Source organism: Nostoc sp. C110 (assembly GCF_043099725.1).
In the GTDB taxonomy this organism is placed as follows: Bacteria; Cyanobacteriota; Cyanobacteriia; order Cyanobacteriales; family Nostocaceae; genus Nostoc; species Nostoc muscorum_A.
Map to the genome: position 1 here is coordinate 2,055,918 of NZ_CP171148.1, position 20,006 is coordinate 2,075,923.

Sequence of the window (20,006 nt, forward strand, 5' to 3'; positions counted from 1 at the left end):
GTGCAGGTGAAAATTTTTCGGATTTGATATGATTGGGCATCGACCAACACACTTCTATTACGGAGTGTAGCGAGTGGGAAGAGTTTTTTTAACCCCACACCCAATGCTCAATACCCCATGCCCAATCCCTTTTAATATGCCTCGGTTTCTCAAGTTAATTATAAATATAGTAGTCTTGAGTGCATTGTTACTCATATCTGTGCAAGTTTGGGCGCAAGATTGGCGACCAGTTCGCGGTGGTATCCCTTTCGGGATCAGTGGTATGGCTTTGATAAAGCAGCAAAGCAATACCCTAGATTTTCTGATCGTCCATGACAACAAAAAACCCAATCAAACCCGTTTAGCAATTATTAGTATTAAAGGAAAAAACCAACCTGAATATTTCCCATTAAAGTGGCCAAGTAACATAGAATTGCCCATCGACTTAGAAGCTTTAACATCTATTCCTGAGAAAACAAAATTCTCTTTTATCGCTTTAAGCAGTTCTGGTAAAGCTTATTTTATCAGGTTAAACCCTGCCAATCAAACTATCTTGGTTCTCAAAGAATTCAATCTACCAGAAATTATTCAAGGAAATAATTTTGAAGGATTTGGATTACAAAATATAGACGGAAAATTAGTTGCTATTTGGGCACATCGAGGCGAAGGTGAACAACCAGCAACTATATTTTGGGGAGTGTTTGACTTGGCTAAATATCAAATTACTCTCGCAGGTTCTGCCAATCTGAAAGTACCGTTTCCATCTGGCAATGTACGTCATATATCAGACATTAAGGTAGACCCTGTAGGAATTGTGTACATCACCTCAGCAAATGATGCCGGAGACGATGGCCCATTTCAGTCAGCTGTGTATGTCGCTGGTTATCTGGGATTGCGTGATCACAAAATTGTATGGCAGCAAAATTCTCAACTTGTTCCTCTTTACCGCTCTGATTACCACAAAATTGAAGGTATGGAACTTGTTCCCGGTGCAGAAGGCGGTGTGATTATTGGTACGGATGATGAGAATTTGGGTTCCTATGTATACATGGTGGGTGGGAGTAACTGAGCGATATGTCCTTTAATAACCTGTGGAAACTGCTATCTGAAAACAGATTACTGGTTTATTTGCGTTTATTTGCGATCGCCTAACAACTCTTTAAGGAGTGTCAAAGTATACAGTGCGATGGCGTACCTGGCGATCGCAATTTGGTATAAGTTGACCATTATCTGATTGATAACGGCCACTTAATTAATTACCCCTACACATTAAATCGGAACAACATTACATCCCCTTCTTGCACAACATACTCTTTTCCTTCACTGCGAACCAACCCTTTTTCCTTCGCAGCATTCATCGAACCAGTTGTTACCAAATCTTTATAAGCGACAGTTTCAGCGCGAATAAATCCCCGCTCAAAATCACTGTGAATTACACCAGCAGCTTGAGGTGCAGACATTCCGGCATTAATTGTCCAAGCGCGGGTTTCTTTGGGGCCGCAGGTAAAATATGTCCGCAAGCCGAGAAGCGAGTAAGTTGCCCGAATCAACGATTTCAAACCGCCTTCTTCCACACCTAAAGACGCAAGAAAATCAGCTTTATCTTCCTCTGGTAATTCCACTAATTCAGCTTCAACTTGAGCCGAAACTATCACAACTTGGGCATTTTCTGTTGCTGCGATTTGCCGCACTGTTTCCACAAAATGATTACCAGTTGCCAACTCATCTTCAGATACATTCGCGGCGTAGATAATCGGTTTATAAGTGAGCAAATCCAGCCCTTTAATAATTACTTCTTCTTCTTCATTCAAACTTACCTGACGCACCGATTTACCTTCATTTAAAGCCGCAGCCAATTTTTCTAAAACTGTGATTTCAAACTGTGCATCTTTGTTGGTACGAGCTTGTTTGCGAGTGCGATCAATTCGCCGCTCAATTTGTGATAAATCTGATAAACCCAATTCTATATTAATGATTTCAATATCTCGTGCTGGATCAACAGAACCAGCAACGTGGATAATATCGTCATTTTCAAAACAACGTACCACATGAACAATCGCATCAACTTCTCGGATGTGGGACAGGAATTGATTTCCTAGTCCCTCACCCTGACTTGCACCTTTAACTAAACCGGCAATATCTACAAATTCCACCCGCGCCGGGATAGTTTGTACCGAAGTGGCAATCTTAGCAAGAACATTTAACCGTTCATCCGGTACTGCGACAACGCCGACATTCGGTTCAATCGTGCAAAAAGGGAAGTTAGCTGCTTCTGCCTTAGCATTAGCAACTACAGCATTAAATAAAGTAGATTTTCCGACGTTGGGAAGTCCGACAATTCCGGCTCTTAGCATTTTGGATTTTAGATTTGAGATTTTGGATTACATTACCAAGGTAATCTAAACAGGTTCCGGTATGGTTTGGGGAATTGGCCCTGGAACCGTCTGAGGAATAGGAGCAGGTACTGTTTCTGGTACAGGCCCCGGTAAGGGTTGAGGAATCGCTGGCCCCGGTACAGGTTCGGGACTAGGTAGCGGATTCGGCTCAGGATTGGGGCTAGGTAGCGGACTCGGGCCAGGAGTAGGAATTTGTGGTTCAGGTATAGAAATCGCAGTAAAATTAATCATCGTAAGTCTAAATTAAATTATTCAACCTTCCCACGCTAGATGACAACCTCATCTGTTGACATCTCCCCAAATACCTATACCCACGAATACATCCTTTAATAATTTACCCCTCTTCTCATTCTCTGCGTCCCTCCGCGCCCCTTTGCGTTTAAACTCCAACCTCAATTCCCCACCCTTTGCACAAAACTACTCCTCCTTCACCTTCTCCACCGCCTCCGGCACTGGATCGTAACCACCTGGATGAAACGGATGACAGCGCAAAATCCGCCGAGTTGCCATCCAGCTACCACGTAACACTCCAAATCGTTCAATAGCTTCAATAGCATACATCGAACAAGTTGGTTGAAAGCGACAAGTCGGGAGAAACAACGGCGATATAAACATTCGGTAGCCCCGAATCAGCCAAATAAATAATAGTTTCATTGCAGTTACCTAAATCTTATAAATTAGTAACAGAGGTAAAATCTTTCATTTTGTTACATCTTTGTTGATTACATTTTCTGACTTAACCTCAATTCCGGTTTTATGGCTGCAAATTGCGATTACTGCAATTTGGGTGTTACTCATCCTTCTGATTGCAGGGTTGGTAAACCGCTTTGCCGACAAGCCAGAAATCGTGCGGAAGATAGTTCATATTGGCACTGGAAACGTGATTTTAATCGCTTGGTGGCTCGATATCCCCGCCAGTGTAGGGATTACAGCTTCTATTTTAGCTAGTGCAATCACCTTATTATCCTACCGATTGCCTATTCTTCCTGGTATTAATAGCGTTGGGCGGCAAAGTTTCGGGACATTTTTTTACTCTGTTAGTTTCGGTATTTTAGTTGCCAGCTTCTGGTACTTACAACAACCCCAGTACGCAGCACTAGGAATTTTGATCATGACTTGGGGAGATGGACTAGCAGCCTTAATTGGACAACGCTTTGGTACACACAAGTATAAAGTCTTTGGCACACAAAAAAGTTGGGAAGGCTCCCTAACTATGATGTTTGTTAGCTATTTCATCAGTATTTTAATTTTAGTTGGAACTCAAGGAAACAGTTGGCAAACTTGGGTAATATCATTCGTGGTTGCATTTATCGCTACAGTTTTAGAGGCTTTTTCTTTTTTGGGTATTGATAATTTGACAGTCCCTTTGGGTAGTGCAGCCCTCGCCTTCTTTTTAAGTCAATTAGTCTATTTCTAATTGAGCAAACAACAGATACTTGCCCGATACGTTTCTCTAAATATCTAGTTCAAAGGATATGGGAGCAAAAACACAGATTTAATGGGCTGAGATCGCGATCGCACCCATCTTCAACTAGCATCAAGTTCTGTAAGCCAATGGTGTCCAGGGTGACACACTGTTATTGCTTGCTTAAGCCAAACTTGACGTTCTTCATCCAGTAAGCTGCATACACGATGAAAATCATCTTCGTCCTTAGACCTGGGATTCTTGGCTTTGTATAAGAGTACAATTTCTGGAGCTAGGAATGGTACATCAATATCAGAACGCAACCGAATTATTGATAATGGACGTGCAATATCAAGATTTCTCTGAAATCTCCATTCGCTTTCTGAAGACTCATTCAATAGAATCTCTAGTTCCGAGAATAAAATATTTTTAGGATGAGCATGAATTTCATGTATCGGTAACTCTAACCATTCGTCTTGATTCCAAGGCTCTATTTTTCCATTAACAACCTTAGTAAATTCCCAGCCAAATAAATATTCTCGCAACCTGCTTTGGTCTTTCCTAAATATTGCGATTTCTATATCTTTATGTACCCTAGTTACATCTCCTATAAAAAGGTCTATCGCCCATCCACCTGCTACAAACCAGGGTTGTCTGAAATCATTTAATAGCCTAGAAAGCTTCACAAGTTCTGAAAAAGATTCCATTTATGACTAATCCTCACAATTTTTCAGTATAAAATATTGAGTCAATACACTCTTCTATCCCTAATCAATTAACCTAGAAATAACGCTCTTAATACTGGATAAAGTCATGGTTCAGCAAGTTCTAATCAATGATGATGATTACTATGTGCCAGATGCCAACCAGCTAGTTACTGAAAATGATACACCTGTGGACAATTTCGCATCTGCCAAACAACAACGCCTTTTAATTGGCTCTCTTTACAGTTCTCTACAAAACCAAACTTTTTTAGCTGAAGCGAATGTAGGTATTTACTACACAGACCTTCAACCACCCATTGTTCCTGATGTCTTTCTCAGCTTAGATGTCCAAGTACCTGAAAATTTGTGGGAAAAACAAAATCGTTGTTATATGGTTTGGCGTTTTGGCAAACCTCCAGAAGTTGTCCTCGAAATTGTCTCTAATAAAGAAGGTGATGAACTGGGCAAAAAACTGCAAGTTTATGAACACATGCGGGCTAGTTACTACATCGTATATGACCCAAATCAGCAATTAGCAGAAAAAACGTTGTATGTTTATGAACTAAGGGGAACACGCTACTTTGAAACTTCAGAAACTTGGTTAGAACAAGTTGGTTTAGGTATAACTCTATGGGAAGGTAAATTTGAAGATAGACAGGATACTTGGTTACGCTGGTGCCACCAAGATGGTACTGTTTTGCTAACTGGAGATGAACGCGCAGAACAGGAACAAGAACGCGCAGAACAAGCTGAACAACGCACCCAAATTTTAGCAGAACGGCTACGAGCTATGGGCATCGATCTCGAAACTCTCTAGGACACTCATGTAAAAACGCGAAAATTTTGCGTCTTTATAATATGAGCAAAAATCTCACGAAGAATGAGCGCAATTTGTAAACTCATTTATCCGATGCCAAACCTTATCTAATAAATCAGGATTATTCGCATCAAACCATTCAATTTGGGGATATGCGCGAAACCAAGTGCGTTGTCGCTTGGCAAATTGTCGTGTATGCAAAATTGTTAATTCTTTCGCTTCATCTAAGGAAATATCCCCAGCTAAATATTGCTTGATTTCTTGATAGCCCAAAGTATTTAACAAAGACAAATCAGCGCCATATTTTTGACAAAGATATTCCACCTCCGCAACCAAACCATCTGCTATCATTTGGTCAGTACGCTGTTTAATCCGATTCCCCAACTTTTCAACATCGCAATCCAAACCAATTTGCAAAATCGGGTAATTCGGCGGATTCTCCCCTTGTTGTTCGGAAATCGGGCATCCAGTAACATAATATACCTCTAATGCTCTTAGAGTTCGTACTGAATCATTAGCATGAATTTTTTGTGCTGCAACGGGGTCAACTTGTTGTAACATGGCGTAGAGTTGAAGCTGACCTAGAGATTCAAGTTGCGATCGCAATTCCATTTGTGGTGCAACTCTCGGAATTTTCATTCCTTGGACAATAGAACGGATATATAAACCAGTACCACCAACTAGCAAAAGTGGCGTAACATCAACAGAAGCAATTAACGCTTGTGTTTGTTCCTGGTAGTCTGCTACTGTCATCGTGTCTGTGGGATCGCAGATATCTATTAAATAGTGCGGCACTAATTTTTGTTCAGCCACAGTTGGTTTTGCCGTCCCAATATCAAACTTACGGTAAACTTGACGAGAATCGGCACTAATAATTACAGAACCAAACCGCATCGCCAAAGCCAAAGCCAAACTCGACTTACCCGTTGCCGTCGCCCCACAAATCACAATTAATTTAGTCATTAGTCATTAGTCATTAATTTTCTTCTCTTTCTCCCATGCCCACGTTTGCCCTTATTGCATGGTAGTGCAACCCTAGTATAAACTTCTCTTGAAAATGCCCTACAGACGCTAGCAAGGCTTTTGTGTTACAATTTTGGAGTGTTTTTGCTTTTATTTATTTTTAGGCGAGTTTAACCCCACGCATCAGGAGAGTTTACATGACGAGCAGTTACAGTGCCGATCAGATTCAAGTTCTGGAAGGTCTGGAAGCCGTCCGCAAACGACCAGGAATGTACATTGGTACCACCGGGCCGCGAGGACTCCACCATTTAGTTTACGAGGTGGTGGACAATTCAATCGATGAGGCTTTGGCGGGTCATTGCACTCATATAGAGGTGGATATCAACGCTGATGGTTCCGTAACTGTAACAGATGATGGTCGCGGTATTCCCGTTGATACTCACTCGCGCACCGGGAAATCAGCTTTAGAAACCGTGATGACGGTACTACACGCTGGTGGTAAGTTTGGCGGCGGTGGCTACAAGGTTTCTGGAGGATTGCACGGGGTTGGTATTTCTGTTGTTAATGCCCTATCTGAAGTTGTAGAAGTTACAGTTTGGCGAGATAAAAAGGTTCATCTCCAACGCTATGAACGCGGTATCCCAGTTACCGAACTGCAAACCAAGCCTTACAAAGAAGAGAGAACTGGAACTTCTGTCACTTTCAAGCCAGATACCCAAATCTTTACAACTAGCATTGAGTTTGATTACATCACTTTATCAGGTCGCCTACGGGAGTTGGCGTATTTGAATGCAGGTGTAAAAATTACCTTTACCGATAACCGGCTAGAACTACTAAAAAGCGATACACCGAAGGTAGAATCCTACAATTACAAGGGTGGGATCAAAGAGTACATTGCTTACATGAACCGTGAAAAGCAACCTCTGCATGAAGAAATTATCTATGTACAGGGCGAACGCAACAACGTACAAGTGGAAGTTTCTTTGCAATGGTGTACTGATGCTTATACGGATAATGTGTTAGGTTTTGCTAACAATATTCGTACGGTAGATGGTGGTACGCACTTAGAAGGGTTGAAGGCGGTTTTGACTCGGACATTAAATGCGATCGCCCGCAAGCGCAATAAAATTAAAGAGAATGAACCTAACCTCAGTGGCGAACACGTCCGGGAAGGTTTGACTGCGGTAATTTCCGTTAAAGTCCCAGACCCAGAATTTGAAGGACAAACCAAAACCAAACTCGGTAACACCGAAGTGCGGGGGATTGTCGATTCTCTGGTAGGAGAAGTCCTCACTGAATATCTAGAATTTCATCCGGCGATCGCAGATTCAATTTTAGATAAAGCTATCCAAGCCTTTAAAGCCGCAGAAGCAGCGCGTCATGCGCGGGAATTAGTTCGACGCAAATCTGTACTAGAATCTTCGCCATTACCTGGTAAATTGGCAGATTGTAGTTCTCGTGACCCTAGCGAATCTGAGATATTCATCGTGGAAGGTGACTCAGCAGGCGGGAGTGCAAAACAGGGACGCGATCGCCGCACTCAAGCTATCTTGCCTCTACGTGGTAAAATTCTTAACATTGAAAAAACCGACGACGCTAAAATTTATAAAAATAACGAAGTTCAATCGTTAATTACAGCCCTCGGTTTAGGTGTCAAAGGTGATGAATTCGATTCCAACCAACTGCGTTATCACCGCATAGTCATCATGACGGATGCTGACGTAGATGGAGCGCACATCCGTACTTTGTTGTTAACATTCTTCTATCGATATCAACGAGCGCTCATCGAACAAGGCTTTATTTATATTGCTTGTCCCCCACTGTTTAAAGTAGAACGGGGACGTAATCATGAGTACTGCTATAGCGATCGCGAAAAGAATCAAGCGATCGCCAAATTCCCTGCTAACGCCAACTATACCATCCAACGCTTCAAAGGTTTGGGTGAAATGATGCCACAACAACTCTGGGATACCACAATGAACCCAGAAACCCGCAAAATGAAGCAAGTCGAAATTGAGGATGCAGCCGAAGCCGATCGCATCTTCACAATCTTAATGGGCGATCGTGTCGCACCCAGACGAGAATTTATCGAAACTTATGGTTCTAAACTCAACTTCACCGATTTAGATATTTAATATCAATTCCCTACCACTACTCTAATAATTTGTGACATTGGTAATGAGTGATACGTTTTCACCCATTACCTTTTTTATTTCCTAGGCTTCTATAAAAATACTTCTTTTGGGTGATGACAAAGCAAGATTTCATAAATGCTTTATACAACTGCACCTCTGTGGTAGCCTTTGTCAAGCCGCTTCTCTACGAGAGGCTACGCCAACCGTCTATGTTATTCCGTAACTCTTACGTAAATTTGAAATTTTTGATAATTCATATAATTTGCTTATTGTCAATATCTGACGAAAATTCAATCTTCTAGTGTTAGCAAAACTACCAACTTTACTGGAAAGCTAGTTGGCACAATACTTTTTGCACTGACTAGCTAATTAATTTTGTCCACCAACTAGAAACACATTTGTTATGCTTTAAGAAAATCACTGAATATCATCTATCAAACAGCAATTAATAAGTATTTTGAGGATTTCTCATCATAAGATGACAGAAAGTTACCGAAATATAAGTATTGAAATTTACAATTAAGTTACGCAATCCAGCTTTGTAACTAAAATTATCAGGTAATTTTCTGGGTTCTCTCGGCTTCAGATAATGCTACTGGAAGCACACACCATCTGGCTGAAAACTTGTTAATATCTTCATGTACTGCCGTAGCGATCGCGATTGTATCGTATGTATCTAATGAAGTTTTGCCAGAAATAGGACTATACTGGCAAATCCACAGGACAAATTGTTTTTGAATTGATTAAAATATCCTTGTATACAATAAGAAGAGTTTGTCAAGTTTCATAGGGCTGAAATCGCCACAGTGCGCTAACGTGTGAATAAGGCCGAATTAGTTAAACCTAAATTGATCTGCCATCAGGTCGATATGCTACAGCCTCAACTCCTCAGTTCAGGTAATTAGTAAGCAGAAGGTTAACTCTTTAAGGCAAGCACCGCCACCCTGGTTGTATTTACCCAATCGAGAGACTAGCTTTAATCTCAGGAATGCGTAATTTATGAAGGAAATGTAAAAATGGCTAGATTAATACTTGTCGTCTGAGTTAACATACAATGCACTCTTCCTAAGTAATTAATGTTGTGTAAAATACATGAAATCGAGCAGGAGCAAGCGTACTTACTTTGTAATGTAATAAGAACGTCACTGCAATTCCGAAAAGTGGAGAAAAATTTCAGGGTATAACTCTTGTTTTTAATGTCTTTTTGGTAATGGTGGCTAATAATTACTCTGGGAGTTCATGATTAATACACAAAAAGAGTGCAATTTCTGTGAAACAGGCTACAATCGGAAGAGTCTTTATAAGAAAATCTGCCAGCAGTCTGAACTCATTAGTATAGAGTGGCAAATTTTTTCAGAAAGACGAGTATTTTTTTTGACCAGTTAGTTGAAAGCAGTATGTGATAGCAACACATATAACATTTACTAGGGCGAGCAAATCACTTTTAGGAATGGCTTAAACTAAAGTAAAAAAACCTCCTACCGGAGGTGCAAAAGATCCGAAAATATTTCTGGCAAATCTGCCAAAAAGGTTATTTTCGGTTGACAATTGGCTCGTTTAAAAGAGCAGTAAACACATCTTGAGTAATTGATTCTGCAAGGAGCATGAGGAACGCGGCATGAACCAGGCTAACAACGTACTCGAAAGCATATATCAGCCTGACCTAGAAATAATGAATCAGCCTGAGCTCGAGTTAGAAGAACTCTTAATAGATGATGAAGAGGACTTGCTTATCATCGATGAAGGTGACGATGAATTTTTAGAGCCTCAGTCTGATGAGGACGACGCAAAGTCTGGAAAAGCCGCTAAATCGCGTCGTCGGACACAAAGCAAGAAAAAGCATTACACAGAAGATTCCATTCGGCTTTACTTGCAAGAAATTGGTAGAATTCGGCTGTTGCGGGCAGACGAAGAAATCGAATTGGCGCGGAAAATCGCCGATTTACTGGAATTAGAGAGGGTGCGGGAAAGACTCTCAGAACAGTTGGATCGCGATCCTCGAGATAGTGAATGGGCAGAAGCAGTACAACTGCCCTTACCAGCTTTTCGTTATCGCCTGCATGTTGGTCGCAGAGCGAAAGATAAGATGGTGCAATCTAACCTCCGTCTTGTGGTTTCAATTGCTAAGAAGTACATGAATCGTGGTTTGTCGTTCCAAGACTTAATTCAGGAAGGCAGTCTCGGTTTGATTCGTGCCGCTGAAAAGTTTGACCACGAAAAAGGCTATAAGTTCTCAACTTATGCGACATGGTGGATTCGTCAAGCAATTACCCGCGCGATCGCAGATCAATCCCGCACAATTCGTCTTCCAGTTCACCTTTACGAAACCATCTCTCGGATTAAGAAAACTACCAAGTTACTGTCTCAAGAAATGGGTCGCAAACCCACCGAGGAAGAAATCGCCACTCGGATGGAAATGACCATTGAGAAGTTGCGCTTCATTGCTAAATCCGCCCAGTTACCTATTTCACTAGAAACGCCTATTGGTAAAGAAGAAGATTCTCGATTGGGCGATTTTATTGAATCCGATGGTGAGACACCAGAAGACCAAGTTTCCAAAAATCTTCTGCGCGAAGACCTGGAAAAAGTTCTCGACAGTCTCAGCCCCCGTGAACGCGATGTCCTCAGACTACGTTACGGCTTGGATGATGGTCGGATGAAGACCCTTGAGGAAATCGGCCAGATTTTCAACGTCACCCGCGAACGGATTCGTCAAATTGAGGCGAAGGCACTTCGTAAGTTACGCCACCCAAATCGTAACAGCGTTCTCAAAGAGTATATTCGGTAGTCAATTAGTTAACAGTCATTGGTCATTGGTCATTGGTCATTGGTCATTAGTAAATAAACAAAGGACAAATGACAACTGACTAATGACAAAAAAATAAAAAACCTGGTAGTGAATTAGCACTCCAGGTTTTTTTATTTATAGGTCATCTTAGATATTAAAAGTTATAGGATGCCCCAAAAGTGTAGGAAGCCTTGACCAGAAAAAACTTCAACCAAAATAGCTGCTGAAAAGCCAATCATTGCCAAGCGACCGTTCCAAATTTCTGCTTGTGGGGTAAAGCCCCAGCGCCAAGCGTTGCGATCTTCAATTACAGGAGTAGTGACTTTTGTTGTGCTTGCATTTGTCATGGTTCGGACTCCAAAGTTAATTCTTAAGGTTTATTGCCTTATGTAAACTAATATAACAAATATTTTTAGAAAGGCAACATTTTTTATACTTTTGTTTCCATACCTTGACATAAATAGAAATAGCTATTTATACAGATTAAAACATCATCCTTCAGTAAGATTTACACAGATCAAAGAAATGTTGTCTAGACTTTTACCTTTATAGACAATAAATCTTATTAAGATTAATTATCAAGTAATTTAGTTATATTGCTTTATTCGCTAAAGTTTTCGGATTTTAAAATAAAAATTTATTGATGATTAAATCATTACAGACCATATCCATTTCTTTTGAAGTTGAGACAAAACCAAGCTGCTCGTAGATACGTTTACCATCCTCAGTGGTGTGAAGCCAGAGCCGTTTTGCCTCAGTTTCTCTCACAAAGCAGATAATTTCTTTTAATAAAGCTGTTGCAATTCCCTGTCCTCGCCACATCGGAATTGTATAAACGTTCATAATGTAGGCTTCTAAGCCTGAGAGATTGCTGTTATAAGGCAATAAGGTTCAGTTAAGGGTCACTGACAAAAATTTTAGGTTTTTGAGACGCGATAAATCGCCGTCTCTACAAGTGTTTTGGTCTTATCTGAACTGTATTGCGTTATATTTTCGAGTTGCTTCTGCTAGGTTTGTGGTGTCAGAGTCACCTTTAATATTGCCAGCCTCCCGCAGGAGTTCGAGACGCAGTTGGATTAGCGCCTCTAAATCCTGCAAGTTGGCTTGTCGCAAGTTGAACATCACTCTGATTTACGATCGCACTTCAGCCACAGTGATAATTTTTTCATCGCGGTTGAGTTGGATGATACTTTCACCTTTGACATCCCGGCCTAAAATCGGCACTGTTTCCACAGGTATCCGCACTACCCGTTCTTTATTAGTCACTAAAGCTACCTCACCAGATGCGATCGCTATGACCATACCAGCTAAATTATCAGTTTTGCTAGCAAATTTTAGCGCTTGCGTCCCTAAATCGCCGCGATTAGCCGCTCTTAACTGACTCGCAGCCATGCGCTTGGCATATCCTTCTTGAGTAACTAGCAGCAGATGGTCATCTTTACCGACAGTCACACAGCCAACCATTTGCTGATTTTTCAATAAGCGAAACGCTTGTAAACCCATCGCTGTGCGACCCATGATCGGTAATTGTTCATCATTGGTTGCGAAGCGCAATACTCGTCCACCGGAACTAGCTAAAATCAGATGTTCCCCTGGTTTTGTGAACTGGGTAAATGACAATTCATCATCGTCTTTGAGCTTTAAAATCGTGATTCCGCGCCGCGTCAAGTTTGTGAATTCTCCCAGAGACAGACGCTTAATTCGTCCCTGTTTTGTTAAGAGAATCATCTGCTGAGTTTCGAGATTGTCCGGCAGCAAAAAGCGGCTGACTACAGCTTCTTGAGCGCCTTGAGCAGTATTACTGAGCATAGTAATCAAAGGTTTTCCCCGTGGAGAACGCCCAGTAGTTGGAGGAATTTCCCCTACATTCACAGGATAGACTTTGCCGCCACCGGTTAGTATTAGCAGGTCTTTTTGGGTGTCAGTCAACACGGTTTGGATAATAAAGTCATTATCGTGCAAACCATTTTCAGCTTTTGACTTTCTCCCAGATGGTTGGGTGCGGCGGACATAACCCCGTTGGGTAAATTCTAAAATTGCTTCTTCTGCCGGTTCAGAAGATTTAAGTTCCTCCTCCTCTGCCCTAGACTTCTGCTCCTCGGCCCTAGACTTTTGCTCCTCTCCAATTTTTGTTCGCCGGGGATCGCTGTACTTGCGCTTGAGCGATCGCAAATCTTTTTTGAGCGCCTTGAGTAATTCGCGGCGATCGTTGAGTAATTGCTCCAGCAAACTAATTTGTCCGCTTATCTGTTCAAATTCCTGCTGCAAATTTTCCTGTTCTAAACTTGTGAGGCGACGCAATGGCATAGCCAAAATTGCATCTCCTTGTACCTCACTCAAATCCAGTCGGCTACAAAGATTTATTTTTGCCGTACTCCCATCGGGAGCTTGTCGCAAAATTTGAATTACCTCATCCAAATTAGATAGCGCTTTCAGCAAACCTTCCACCAAATGCACGCGACTTTGAGCCTTACCCAACTCGTAATTGTAGCGACGGTTCAGCGTCTCTTCTCGGAAACTCAAAAATTCTTGCAAAAGTTGACGCAAACTTAACTGGCGGGGTTGTCCATCCACTATTGCTAGGAGAATTGCCCCAAACGTCATTTGCAAAGCAGTTTGGTGATATAAATGCTGGAGGACTTCTTGGGGATTGGTATCGCGTTTGAGTTCAATTACTACTCGCATCCCTTCGCGATCGCTCTCATCCCGCAGATCAGAAATTCCTTGCAAACGACCTTGATTTACTAAGTCCGCTACCTTCTCAATCCAGGCGGCCTTATTCACTTGATATGGCAATTCTGTAATGATAATTGCCGTTCGCCGCTTGCTTCCCCTACTGGCTGGAATTTCTTCTAGAGTTGCAACTCCCCGCAGCAGAATTCCACCTTTACCTGTGGTGTATGCTTCCCGAATTCCAGTCTCACCAATTATTTCTCCACCGGTGGGAAAGTCTGGCCCTGGAATTAGCTCGAATAACTTTTCATCTGGCAAATCTGGATTGTCGATTAAGGCAATTAACCCATCCACAATTTCCCCCAAGTTGTGGGGTGGTACATTTGTCGCCATTCCCACGGCGATCCCAGAACAGCCATTGAGCAACAGAAACGGCAATTGAGCAGGTAGCACTGTTGGTTCTTGCTGGGAATTATCAAAGTTCCCGACAAATTCCACCGTCTCTTCGCCGATTTCTGTCAGCATTCCCTCATGACTGATGGGTGCGAGGCGTGTTTCTGTGTAACGCATCGCTGCTGGCGGGTCATTATCGACGCTACCAAAGTTACCGTGTCCTGCTAGCAAAGGATAGCGGCTAGAAAAATCCTGCACTAGCCTAACTAAGGCATCGTAAACTGATTGGTCGCCGTGGGGATGGTATTTACCCAACACATCACCCACTACACGGGCACATTTTCGATAGGGTCTATCTGGTACTAAACCGAGTTCGTGCATTGCATACAAAATGCGCCGATGCACTGGTTTTAAGCCATCACGCACGTCTGGTAGCGCTCGCCCGACAATCACGCTCATGGCATATTCGAGATAAGACCGTTGCATCTCGGTGTGCAGGGCTGTTGGAATTACCTGTCCCGTTGAGAGAAGGTTTAACTGTTTTGCCATGAGTTTTTTCCCTGAAATTTAACTACACAAAAGCCGGCGGAACTCAATATTGCAGCAACCACAGCATAACGGATGAAATGGGATTCCTAACAAAATATTGATAGTGATAGAAGAAAAAGCAGTAGTATCATCCTTGATGACAAGGAGGTACATACACTATTAAAAAGGAAACAGATAGCAGGTAGCTGTTTTAATCGAATAATAATCTGCTGAACATTTAATTTGTATAGGCTTTATAGCCAGGATACCTGCCATGACTGCATTTTCTCATTTTTAATTTTGAATTGCTTAATCCCCTCACCTCTACCTCTATAACTAAAATTCTCATGAAAACTGTTTTAATTGTCGAAGACGATCTAATTAATGCTCGCGTTTTTTCCAAGATTTTGTCCAAGCGCGGCGGCTTGGGAGTGAAACATACTGAAAATGTGGAAGAAGTAATAAAAATTGCCCAATCAGGAGAAGCCGACCTGATTTTAATGGATGTTTCTCTATCCAGAAGTGTTTACCAAGGGAAATCTGTTGATGGAATCAAGATTACACAGATGTTAAAATCCGATCCAAAAACAGCGAACTTACCTGTTATTTTGGTGACGGCACATGCCATGGAAGGCGATCGCGAGAATTTTCTCAAGCAAAGCGGCGCTGATGGCTACATTTCTAAGCCAGTTGTTGACCATCAACAGTTTGTTGACCAAATCCTCGCACTTCTACCCACAGACGGCCAATCATAATTGACGACTGATTCCAGGAATATTCGCCCGCAAAGGTTTTTGGGCGACTATTTCCTGTATTTGTTTAGTATAGATGTACTACGAAAAGGTACTATTAGGCAAGTGGTAATAGGAAAGTCAATTGACAATGGGGAATGGGGAATTGGGCATTGAGCATTGAACATGAAGAAGAGACAAGGACTTGTTCAATAATTCCCCCTTGTCCCCTTGTCCCCTTGTCCCCATGTCTCGCCTGCTCCTATTGAGTAGGCTGTTTTCCAGGGGCTGATGATGAGTTTTCTGGTTGCTGTAAAGCTGCTTGAATACGGGGTAATTCTAGGAATTTTTTCGTATCAGACAGTAGGCGATCGCCCCAGAGATTTTCTTTAAGAAAATTCAAATTAGCATAGCGCTGATCGATGCGGAGTGCAGCTTCTCCCATTGCTAGACCTTGTTGGCGATCGCCTTTCGTATACAGTGCTACTGCCAAAGCTAATAAAGGTTCTGCGGCTTGCTTATCAAGGGTTACAGCAGATTGCCATCGCTTAATCGCTTCAGAGGTATTACCCTGTTCGTAGTTGATTAAGCCAATATTGTTGAGCGCTGGCCAGAATTTTTTATCTTGAGAGACTGCTTTATCGTACTGTGCGATTGCATCTGGCAATTTACCCAGTAGATAGTAAGCATTACCCAAATCAAATAACCCTTCTGGATCGTTGGGTTTTAACTTCAAGCCGTCTTGGTAATTGACAACCGCCGCTTGGTAATTTTTCTGCTGAAAATTAGCTGAACCCAAAGCAAACAAAATATCACCATTTTTGGGGTTGAGAGATTGCGCTTTTTTCAGACTAGCGATCGCCCCGTCAAACTCTTTGGTTTGTAGTTGCAATCCACCTAAAAGCAACCATACTTTATCATTCTTCGGAGCCAGTTGACTAGCCAGCCGCGCTCGTGGCAAAGCTAATTCAACCTGTTGAAACTGAGCTAGTTGAGCCGCCTCTTGTGCCAGGCTCAACCCCTGCTTCTCTAACTTTGTCCCATCTAGTTGCAGTGTATGGGGTATTAATGCCTGCGCGTTAGCGGCTTTTGGCATACTCCACAAACTACAGACCACTAGCAAAGAAATCAAACGAACATGTTTAGGCACATTACCGCCTTTAAGCCACTAATCAAAGAATCTTTCAGCTAGCTTAAACGATCTCCGCTCTTGACGGCAGTAAAATATTACGTCATTAGTTATTGACATTCCCATCACAAAGGCAATACATTAATAAGTAATTACTCACTTATTTATGGCTCGTGTACCCAAAATCACCAATCAGCAGATATTAGAAGCGGCTCGTCAAGTTTTCCTGCAACAAGGATTTGGTGCTTCAACCTTAGAAATTGCTCAACAGGCAGGTATTTCTGAAGCTTCAATTTTCAAGCGATTCTCAACCAAAGAAGAATTATTTTTTGCGGCGATGGGAATTCCAGAAAAACCAGTGTGGGTGAGCGAGTTGGAATCTCTTTGTGGCAAAGGCAATCTCAAAGAAAACCTAATCAATATTTGCCTCCAGATTACGGAATTTTATCGTGAGGTGCTGCCTCAGATCGTGATGCTGCGATCGCGAGGCAATGCGTTTCCAGAACTTGGAGGTAAAGAACCAAGACCCATACAAGATTTCAAAGCACTGTCCGCTTTTCTAGAGTATGAAATCAACCAAAATCGGCTTCGCCCTTGCGATCCCCAGACAGTGGCTCATATTTTACTCGGATCGTTGATGAACTATGTTTTCTTAGAGCAGATTTCGTCTCAGCAAAGTATAAAAACAGACGTTTTTCCTATAAAAAATTACTTAAATCCTAAAGATCGTGGTACAGAAGTATCAGCATTTATCCAAAATTTTGTGGATATTATCTGGCAAGGAATTTCGCCAATGCAGGATTAAATTTAAAAAGATTGGGCATTGAATATTGATTATTCTCCCTCATCTCCCCATTAAAAACTGATGACTTTGGTCATACATAAGTCTCGAATTACTAATGACTTTCGTCATACATTGGTTTCAACTTTTTGATCGATAATTATTATGTATGAATTTATACGACGAGGCAAACATAAAACATATTGATACCCAAATAAAAGCAACTATCTAAGTATTGCTGAATCTAAACCTCAGCAGAATAGAAATTTAATACCAATAAGGAGTTAATTTCATGTTGAAACCAAACCGTGTATCGATAGTCCTAGCTGCTGCTGCCCTGATAATTGTTCCCACTCTTTTGACTGCGCCTGCAAGTGCCCAGACGAAAGTCTACGTTGTTGGCGATCGCGATCCCAATTTTGATCGCGACGGCAGATCCTATCCTGGAGAAGTCAGAAACCCTAGAGATCGGGATAATAATTGGGATCGCGACGGCAGATCCTACCCTAGAGAAGTCAGAAATCCTAGAGATCGGGATAATAATTGGAACCGCGACGGCAGATCCTACCCTAGAGAAGTCAGAAACTCTAGAGATCGGGATAATAATTGGAACCGCGACAACCAATCCTATAGCAGAGTAGTCAGACTTGGTAATGGTGACATTAGATATCCCAATGGGCAAATTATTCCTGCTAGATCCATAGTTAGACTGCGTAACCAAGGTTACTTCAGACTTCCCAACGGAGATATTCTTCTTCCCAGTCAGGAAATTGTTCCTGCTGGAAGATTAGTGAGAGTGCGTGATGATTATTTCAGACTTCCTAGTGGGTTGGTACTGCAAATAAACCTTTAAAACACTAAATACTCAAAATCATTGTCAGTATAGGGCTACCAGGCTATAGTTTAGCCGTGAATAACTGGCTCGGTAGCCGTTCCTTATAGACAAAATGGATATGAAAATTGATACACAAAATACCGTAGATTCATCAGTTTTAGTTCCAGAGGTAAAGAAAAAAAAGGGCAAACGAAATTGGCTTTCTTGGCTAATTGCTTTTTGCCTTTTGGGTGGAATTGGCTATGCAGTTTATTACCAAGTAGCCGTTGTTTCCCAGCAACAAGCTAGTCGTCGGGTGCTGACAAGACCCGTACAAAGGCAGAGCTTAACAATCACAGTTTCAGCGAACGGAACAGTAAAGCCTGAGCGGTCAATCAACCTCAGCCCGAAAAATTCCGGTATCTTGAAAACACTGCTAGCGAAAGAAGGGGATCTCGTCAAACAAGGACAGATTGTCGCTTACATGGATGATTCCAACCTGCGGGGGCAACTCACCTCTGCTCAAGGGCAATTGGCACAAGCCGAGGCGAATTTGCAAAAAGCGATCGCAGGTAATCGTCCTCAAGATATTGCTCAAGCACAAGGAGTATTAGACGAAGCCCAGGCGAATCTGCAAAAGGTACAAGCAGGCAATCGCTCTCAAGATATTGCCCAAGCACAGGCACGCTTGCAAAGCGCTCAAGCCACCCTCCGCCAAGCAGAAGATGATTTTGTTCGTAATCAACAGCTTTACAATGCAGGCGGTATATCCCTTCAGACTCTTAACCAAAACCGTGCCACTCGTGACAGCGCCCAAGCTAGTGTAAATGAAGCACAGCAAGCACTTGGATTGCAAAAAGCCGGGTCACGTCCAGAAGACATCGAGCAAGCACAAGCTGTAGTGAAGCAGAGACAGCAAGCTTTGGCACTTCTGAAAGCAGGAACGCGCCAAGAAGATATTAATGCAGCCCGCGCCCAGGTAACATCTGCTCGTGGTTCGCTGCAAAACATCCAAGCCGAAATCAATGACACAATTATTCGCGCCCCTTTTGATGGGGTGGTGACAAAGAAATTTGCCGATCCAGGCGCTTTCGTGACACCCACAACTGCTAGTAGTGAAGTAGCTTCTTCATCTTCTTCTTCGATCTTGTCTCTAGCTTCAACCAATGAAGTTGTCGCAAATTTAGCGGAAACAAATATTTCCAAAATCAGCCTTGGTCAAAAAGTCTCGATTACAGCAGATGCCTACCCAGGAAAAACCTTTGAAGGTAAAGTCAGCCAAATCGCAGCCCAAGCAATAGTAGAACAAAACGTTACCAGTTTTGAAGTGAGAATATCACTTTCAGACCCTCAAAGATTACTGCGGTCTGGGATGAATGCGGAAGTAGATTTTCAAGTCGGTCAGGTTGAAAATGTTTTAGTAGTACCAACCGCATCAGTTGTGCGGCAACAAAATGCCACAGGTGTGTTTGTGGCTGGAGCAGATAACAAACCTGTCTTTACTCGCATCGAGACTGGCGTTACCGCGAATAACTTTACCGAAGTTAAGTCTGGATTGACAGGAGACGAGAGAGTATTACTCAGTTTCCCACCAGGGTCGCGTCCGCAATCAACACCACGAGGAGGAGTTTTCCCTGGTCTAGGAGGAGGTGGTGGAACTGGCGGTGGCGGTGGTGGAAGAGGAGGCGGTGGAGCCGGTGGCGGCGGTGGTCGTTCCGGTGGTGGTTCCCCTTAAAGTGAGTTTTAACAAGAAAGAATTCAGGAGTCAGT

At 42.3% G+C, this 20,006-nt stretch carries 19 protein-coding genes; 9 read left to right on the plus strand and 10 right to left on the minus strand.

Annotation, left to right across the window (positions count from 1 at the left end; genetic code table 11):
* The first annotated feature begins 136 nt into the window (after positions 1 to 136).
* Positions 137 to 1,048: a hypothetical protein gene (locus ACFFRD_RS14405; RefSeq protein WP_190960975.1), complete on the plus strand. Its 912-nt coding sequence runs from the start codon at positions 137 to 139 to the stop codon at positions 1,046 to 1,048.
* Between the two features lie 193 nt (positions 1,049 to 1,241).
* Here the strand turns inward: ACFFRD_RS14405 and ychF are convergent, their stop codons facing one another.
* From ychF to yidD, 3 genes are all read right to left on the minus strand, one after another.
* Complete coding sequence (ychF, locus tag ACFFRD_RS14410) at positions 1,242 to 2,333, minus strand: redox-regulated ATPase YchF (protein WP_392482072.1); 1,092 nt, start codon at positions 2,331 to 2,333, stop codon at positions 1,242 to 1,244.
* A gap of 45 nt (positions 2,334 to 2,378) precedes the next feature.
* Complete coding sequence (locus ACFFRD_RS14415) at positions 2,379 to 2,606, minus strand: hypothetical protein (RefSeq protein ID WP_179071914.1); 228 nt, start codon at positions 2,604 to 2,606, stop codon at positions 2,379 to 2,381.
* Between the two features lie 186 nt (positions 2,607 to 2,792).
* Entirely contained in the window at positions 2,793 to 3,029 is a 237-nt protein-coding gene (yidD, locus tag ACFFRD_RS14420; RefSeq protein ID WP_392482073.1) for a membrane protein insertion efficiency factor YidD, read from the minus strand.
* Between the two features lie 61 nt (positions 3,030 to 3,090).
* Between yidD and ACFFRD_RS14425 the strand changes: the two genes are divergently transcribed.
* Positions 3,091 to 3,792: a diacylglycerol/polyprenol kinase family protein gene (locus ACFFRD_RS14425; protein WP_392482074.1), complete on the plus strand. Its 702-nt coding sequence runs from the start codon at positions 3,091 to 3,093 to the stop codon at positions 3,790 to 3,792.
* 110 nt (positions 3,793 to 3,902) lie between these two features.
* On the opposite strand, the gene ACFFRD_RS14430 is transcribed toward ACFFRD_RS14425, so the two are convergent.
* Positions 3,903 to 4,487 carry a nucleotidyltransferase domain-containing protein gene (locus tag ACFFRD_RS14430; protein WP_392482075.1) on the minus strand — a complete coding sequence of 195 codons (585 nt, stop codon included), beginning with the start codon at positions 4,485 to 4,487 and terminating at the stop codon, positions 3,903 to 3,905.
* A 106-nt stretch (positions 4,488 to 4,593) separates the two neighbouring features.
* On the opposite strand from ACFFRD_RS14430, the gene ACFFRD_RS14435 reads away from it, so the two are divergent.
* Entirely contained in the window at positions 4,594 to 5,301 is a 708-nt protein-coding gene (locus ACFFRD_RS14435) for a Uma2 family endonuclease (protein ID WP_392482076.1), read from the plus strand.
* A gap of 54 nt (positions 5,302 to 5,355) precedes the next feature.
* On the opposite strand, the gene miaA is transcribed toward ACFFRD_RS14435, so the two are convergent.
* Positions 5,356 to 6,264 (minus strand): tRNA (adenosine(37)-N6)-dimethylallyltransferase MiaA, encoded by a 909-nt coding sequence (gene miaA, locus ACFFRD_RS14440; protein WP_392482077.1) that lies wholly within the window; start codon positions 6,262 to 6,264, stop codon positions 5,356 to 5,358.
* 197 nt (positions 6,265 to 6,461) lie between these two features.
* Between miaA and gyrB the strand changes: the two genes are divergently transcribed.
* Both gyrB and rpoD read left to right on the plus strand, forming a co-directional pair.
* A complete protein-coding gene (gene gyrB, locus ACFFRD_RS14445) occupies positions 6,462 to 8,399 on the plus strand; it encodes a DNA topoisomerase (ATP-hydrolyzing) subunit B (protein WP_190935604.1) in 1,938 nt (645 codons plus the stop codon).
* A gap of 1,618 nt (positions 8,400 to 10,017) precedes the next feature.
* Positions 10,018 to 11,187, plus strand: coding sequence for an RNA polymerase sigma factor RpoD (gene rpoD, locus ACFFRD_RS14450; RefSeq protein WP_012412585.1), 1,170 nt, complete (start codon positions 10,018 to 10,020; stop codon positions 11,185 to 11,187).
* A 161-nt stretch (positions 11,188 to 11,348) separates the two neighbouring features.
* Here rpoD and ACFFRD_RS14455 read toward each other — a convergent pair whose 3' ends face one another.
* From ACFFRD_RS14455 to gyrA, 4 genes are all read right to left on the minus strand, one after another.
* The gene (locus tag ACFFRD_RS14455; RefSeq protein ID WP_069073374.1) at positions 11,349 to 11,534 is read right to left on the minus strand and encodes a chlorophyll a/b-binding protein; all 186 of its coding nucleotides are present in this window, start codon (positions 11,532 to 11,534) and stop codon (positions 11,349 to 11,351) included.
* A gap of 277 nt (positions 11,535 to 11,811) precedes the next feature.
* On the minus strand, positions 11,812 to 12,030 hold the full coding sequence (locus tag ACFFRD_RS14460; RefSeq protein ID WP_392482078.1) for a GNAT family N-acetyltransferase: 219 nt from the start codon (positions 12,028 to 12,030) through the stop codon (positions 11,812 to 11,814).
* A 123-nt stretch (positions 12,031 to 12,153) separates the two neighbouring features.
* Positions 12,154 to 12,309 (minus strand): hypothetical protein, encoded by a 156-nt coding sequence (locus ACFFRD_RS14465; protein ID WP_392482079.1) that lies wholly within the window; start codon positions 12,307 to 12,309, stop codon positions 12,154 to 12,156.
* A gap of 9 nt (positions 12,310 to 12,318) precedes the next feature.
* Entirely contained in the window at positions 12,319 to 14,802 is a 2,484-nt protein-coding gene (gene gyrA, locus ACFFRD_RS14470; RefSeq protein WP_392482080.1) for a DNA gyrase subunit A, read from the minus strand.
* A gap of 326 nt (positions 14,803 to 15,128) precedes the next feature.
* Here gyrA and ACFFRD_RS14475 point away from each other — a divergent pair, with 326 nt between their 5' ends.
* Entirely contained in the window at positions 15,129 to 15,536 is a 408-nt protein-coding gene (locus tag ACFFRD_RS14475; protein ID WP_012412589.1) for a response regulator, read from the plus strand.
* 238 nt (positions 15,537 to 15,774) lie between these two features.
* On the opposite strand, the gene ACFFRD_RS14480 is transcribed toward ACFFRD_RS14475, so the two are convergent.
* The gene (locus tag ACFFRD_RS14480) at positions 15,775 to 16,662 is read right to left on the minus strand and encodes a tetratricopeptide repeat protein (RefSeq protein WP_392482081.1); all 888 of its coding nucleotides are present in this window, start codon (positions 16,660 to 16,662) and stop codon (positions 15,775 to 15,777) included.
* 145 nt (positions 16,663 to 16,807) lie between these two features.
* Here ACFFRD_RS14480 and ACFFRD_RS14485 point away from each other — a divergent pair, with 145 nt between their 5' ends.
* The 3 genes from ACFFRD_RS14485 to ACFFRD_RS14495 all read left to right on the plus strand — a co-directional run bounded on the left by ACFFRD_RS14485 (position 16,808) and on the right by ACFFRD_RS14495 (position 19,971).
* Complete coding sequence (locus ACFFRD_RS14485; protein WP_392482082.1) at positions 16,808 to 17,446, plus strand: TetR/AcrR family transcriptional regulator; 639 nt, start codon at positions 16,808 to 16,810, stop codon at positions 17,444 to 17,446.
* A gap of 268 nt (positions 17,447 to 17,714) precedes the next feature.
* Positions 17,715 to 18,275, plus strand: coding sequence for a hypothetical protein (locus tag ACFFRD_RS14490; protein WP_392482083.1), 561 nt, complete (start codon positions 17,715 to 17,717; stop codon positions 18,273 to 18,275).
* 100 nt (positions 18,276 to 18,375) lie between these two features.
* The gene (locus ACFFRD_RS14495; RefSeq protein WP_392482084.1) at positions 18,376 to 19,971 is read left to right on the plus strand and encodes an efflux RND transporter periplasmic adaptor subunit; all 1,596 of its coding nucleotides are present in this window, start codon (positions 18,376 to 18,378) and stop codon (positions 19,969 to 19,971) included.
* Positions 19,972 to 20,006: the final 35 nt, after the last annotated feature.

Excerpts from the sequence above, each read along its gene's own strand:
- yidD (WP_392482073.1), bottom strand. The coding sequence starts at position 3,029 with ATGAAACTATTATTTATTTGGCTGATTCGGGGCTACCGAATGTTTATA.
- gyrB (WP_190935604.1), top strand. The coding sequence starts at position 6,462 with ATGACGAGCAGTTACAGTGCCGATCAGATTCAAGTTCTGGAAGGTCTG.
- miaA (WP_392482077.1), bottom strand. The coding sequence starts at position 6,264 with ATGACTAAATTAATTGTGATTTGTGGGGCGACGGCAACGGGTAAGTCG.
- ACFFRD_RS14460 (WP_392482078.1), bottom strand. The coding sequence starts at position 12,030 with ATGAACGTTTATACAATTCCGATGTGGCGAGGACAGGGAATTGCAACA.
- ACFFRD_RS14430 (WP_392482075.1), bottom strand. The coding sequence starts at position 4,487 with ATGGAATCTTTTTCAGAACTTGTGAAGCTTTCTAGGCTATTAAATGAT.
- ACFFRD_RS14485 (WP_392482082.1), top strand. The coding sequence starts at position 16,808 with ATGGCTCGTGTACCCAAAATCACCAATCAGCAGATATTAGAAGCGGCT.
- gyrA (WP_392482080.1), bottom strand. The coding sequence starts at position 14,802 with ATGGCAAAACAGTTAAACCTTCTCTCAACGGGACAGGTAATTCCAACA.
- ACFFRD_RS14405 (WP_190960975.1), top strand. The coding sequence starts at position 137 with ATGCCTCGGTTTCTCAAGTTAATTATAAATATAGTAGTCTTGAGTGCA.
- ychF (WP_392482072.1), bottom strand. The coding sequence starts at position 2,333 with ATGCTAAGAGCCGGAATTGTCGGACTTCCCAACGTCGGAAAATCTACT.
- ACFFRD_RS14490 (WP_392482083.1), top strand. The coding sequence starts at position 17,715 with ATGTTGAAACCAAACCGTGTATCGATAGTCCTAGCTGCTGCTGCCCTG.
- ACFFRD_RS14495 (WP_392482084.1), top strand. The coding sequence starts at position 18,376 with ATGAAAATTGATACACAAAATACCGTAGATTCATCAGTTTTAGTTCCA.
- ACFFRD_RS14475 (WP_012412589.1), top strand. The coding sequence starts at position 15,129 with ATGAAAACTGTTTTAATTGTCGAAGACGATCTAATTAATGCTCGCGTT.
- ACFFRD_RS14415 (WP_179071914.1), bottom strand. The coding sequence starts at position 2,606 with ATGATTAATTTTACTGCGATTTCTATACCTGAACCACAAATTCCTACT.
- ACFFRD_RS14455 (WP_069073374.1), bottom strand. The coding sequence starts at position 11,534 with ATGACAAATGCAAGCACAACAAAAGTCACTACTCCTGTAATTGAAGAT.
- ACFFRD_RS14465 (WP_392482079.1), bottom strand. The coding sequence starts at position 12,309 with ATGTTCAACTTGCGACAAGCCAACTTGCAGGATTTAGAGGCGCTAATC.
- rpoD (WP_012412585.1), top strand. The coding sequence starts at position 10,018 with ATGAACCAGGCTAACAACGTACTCGAAAGCATATATCAGCCTGACCTA.
- ACFFRD_RS14435 (WP_392482076.1), top strand. The coding sequence starts at position 4,594 with ATGGTTCAGCAAGTTCTAATCAATGATGATGATTACTATGTGCCAGAT.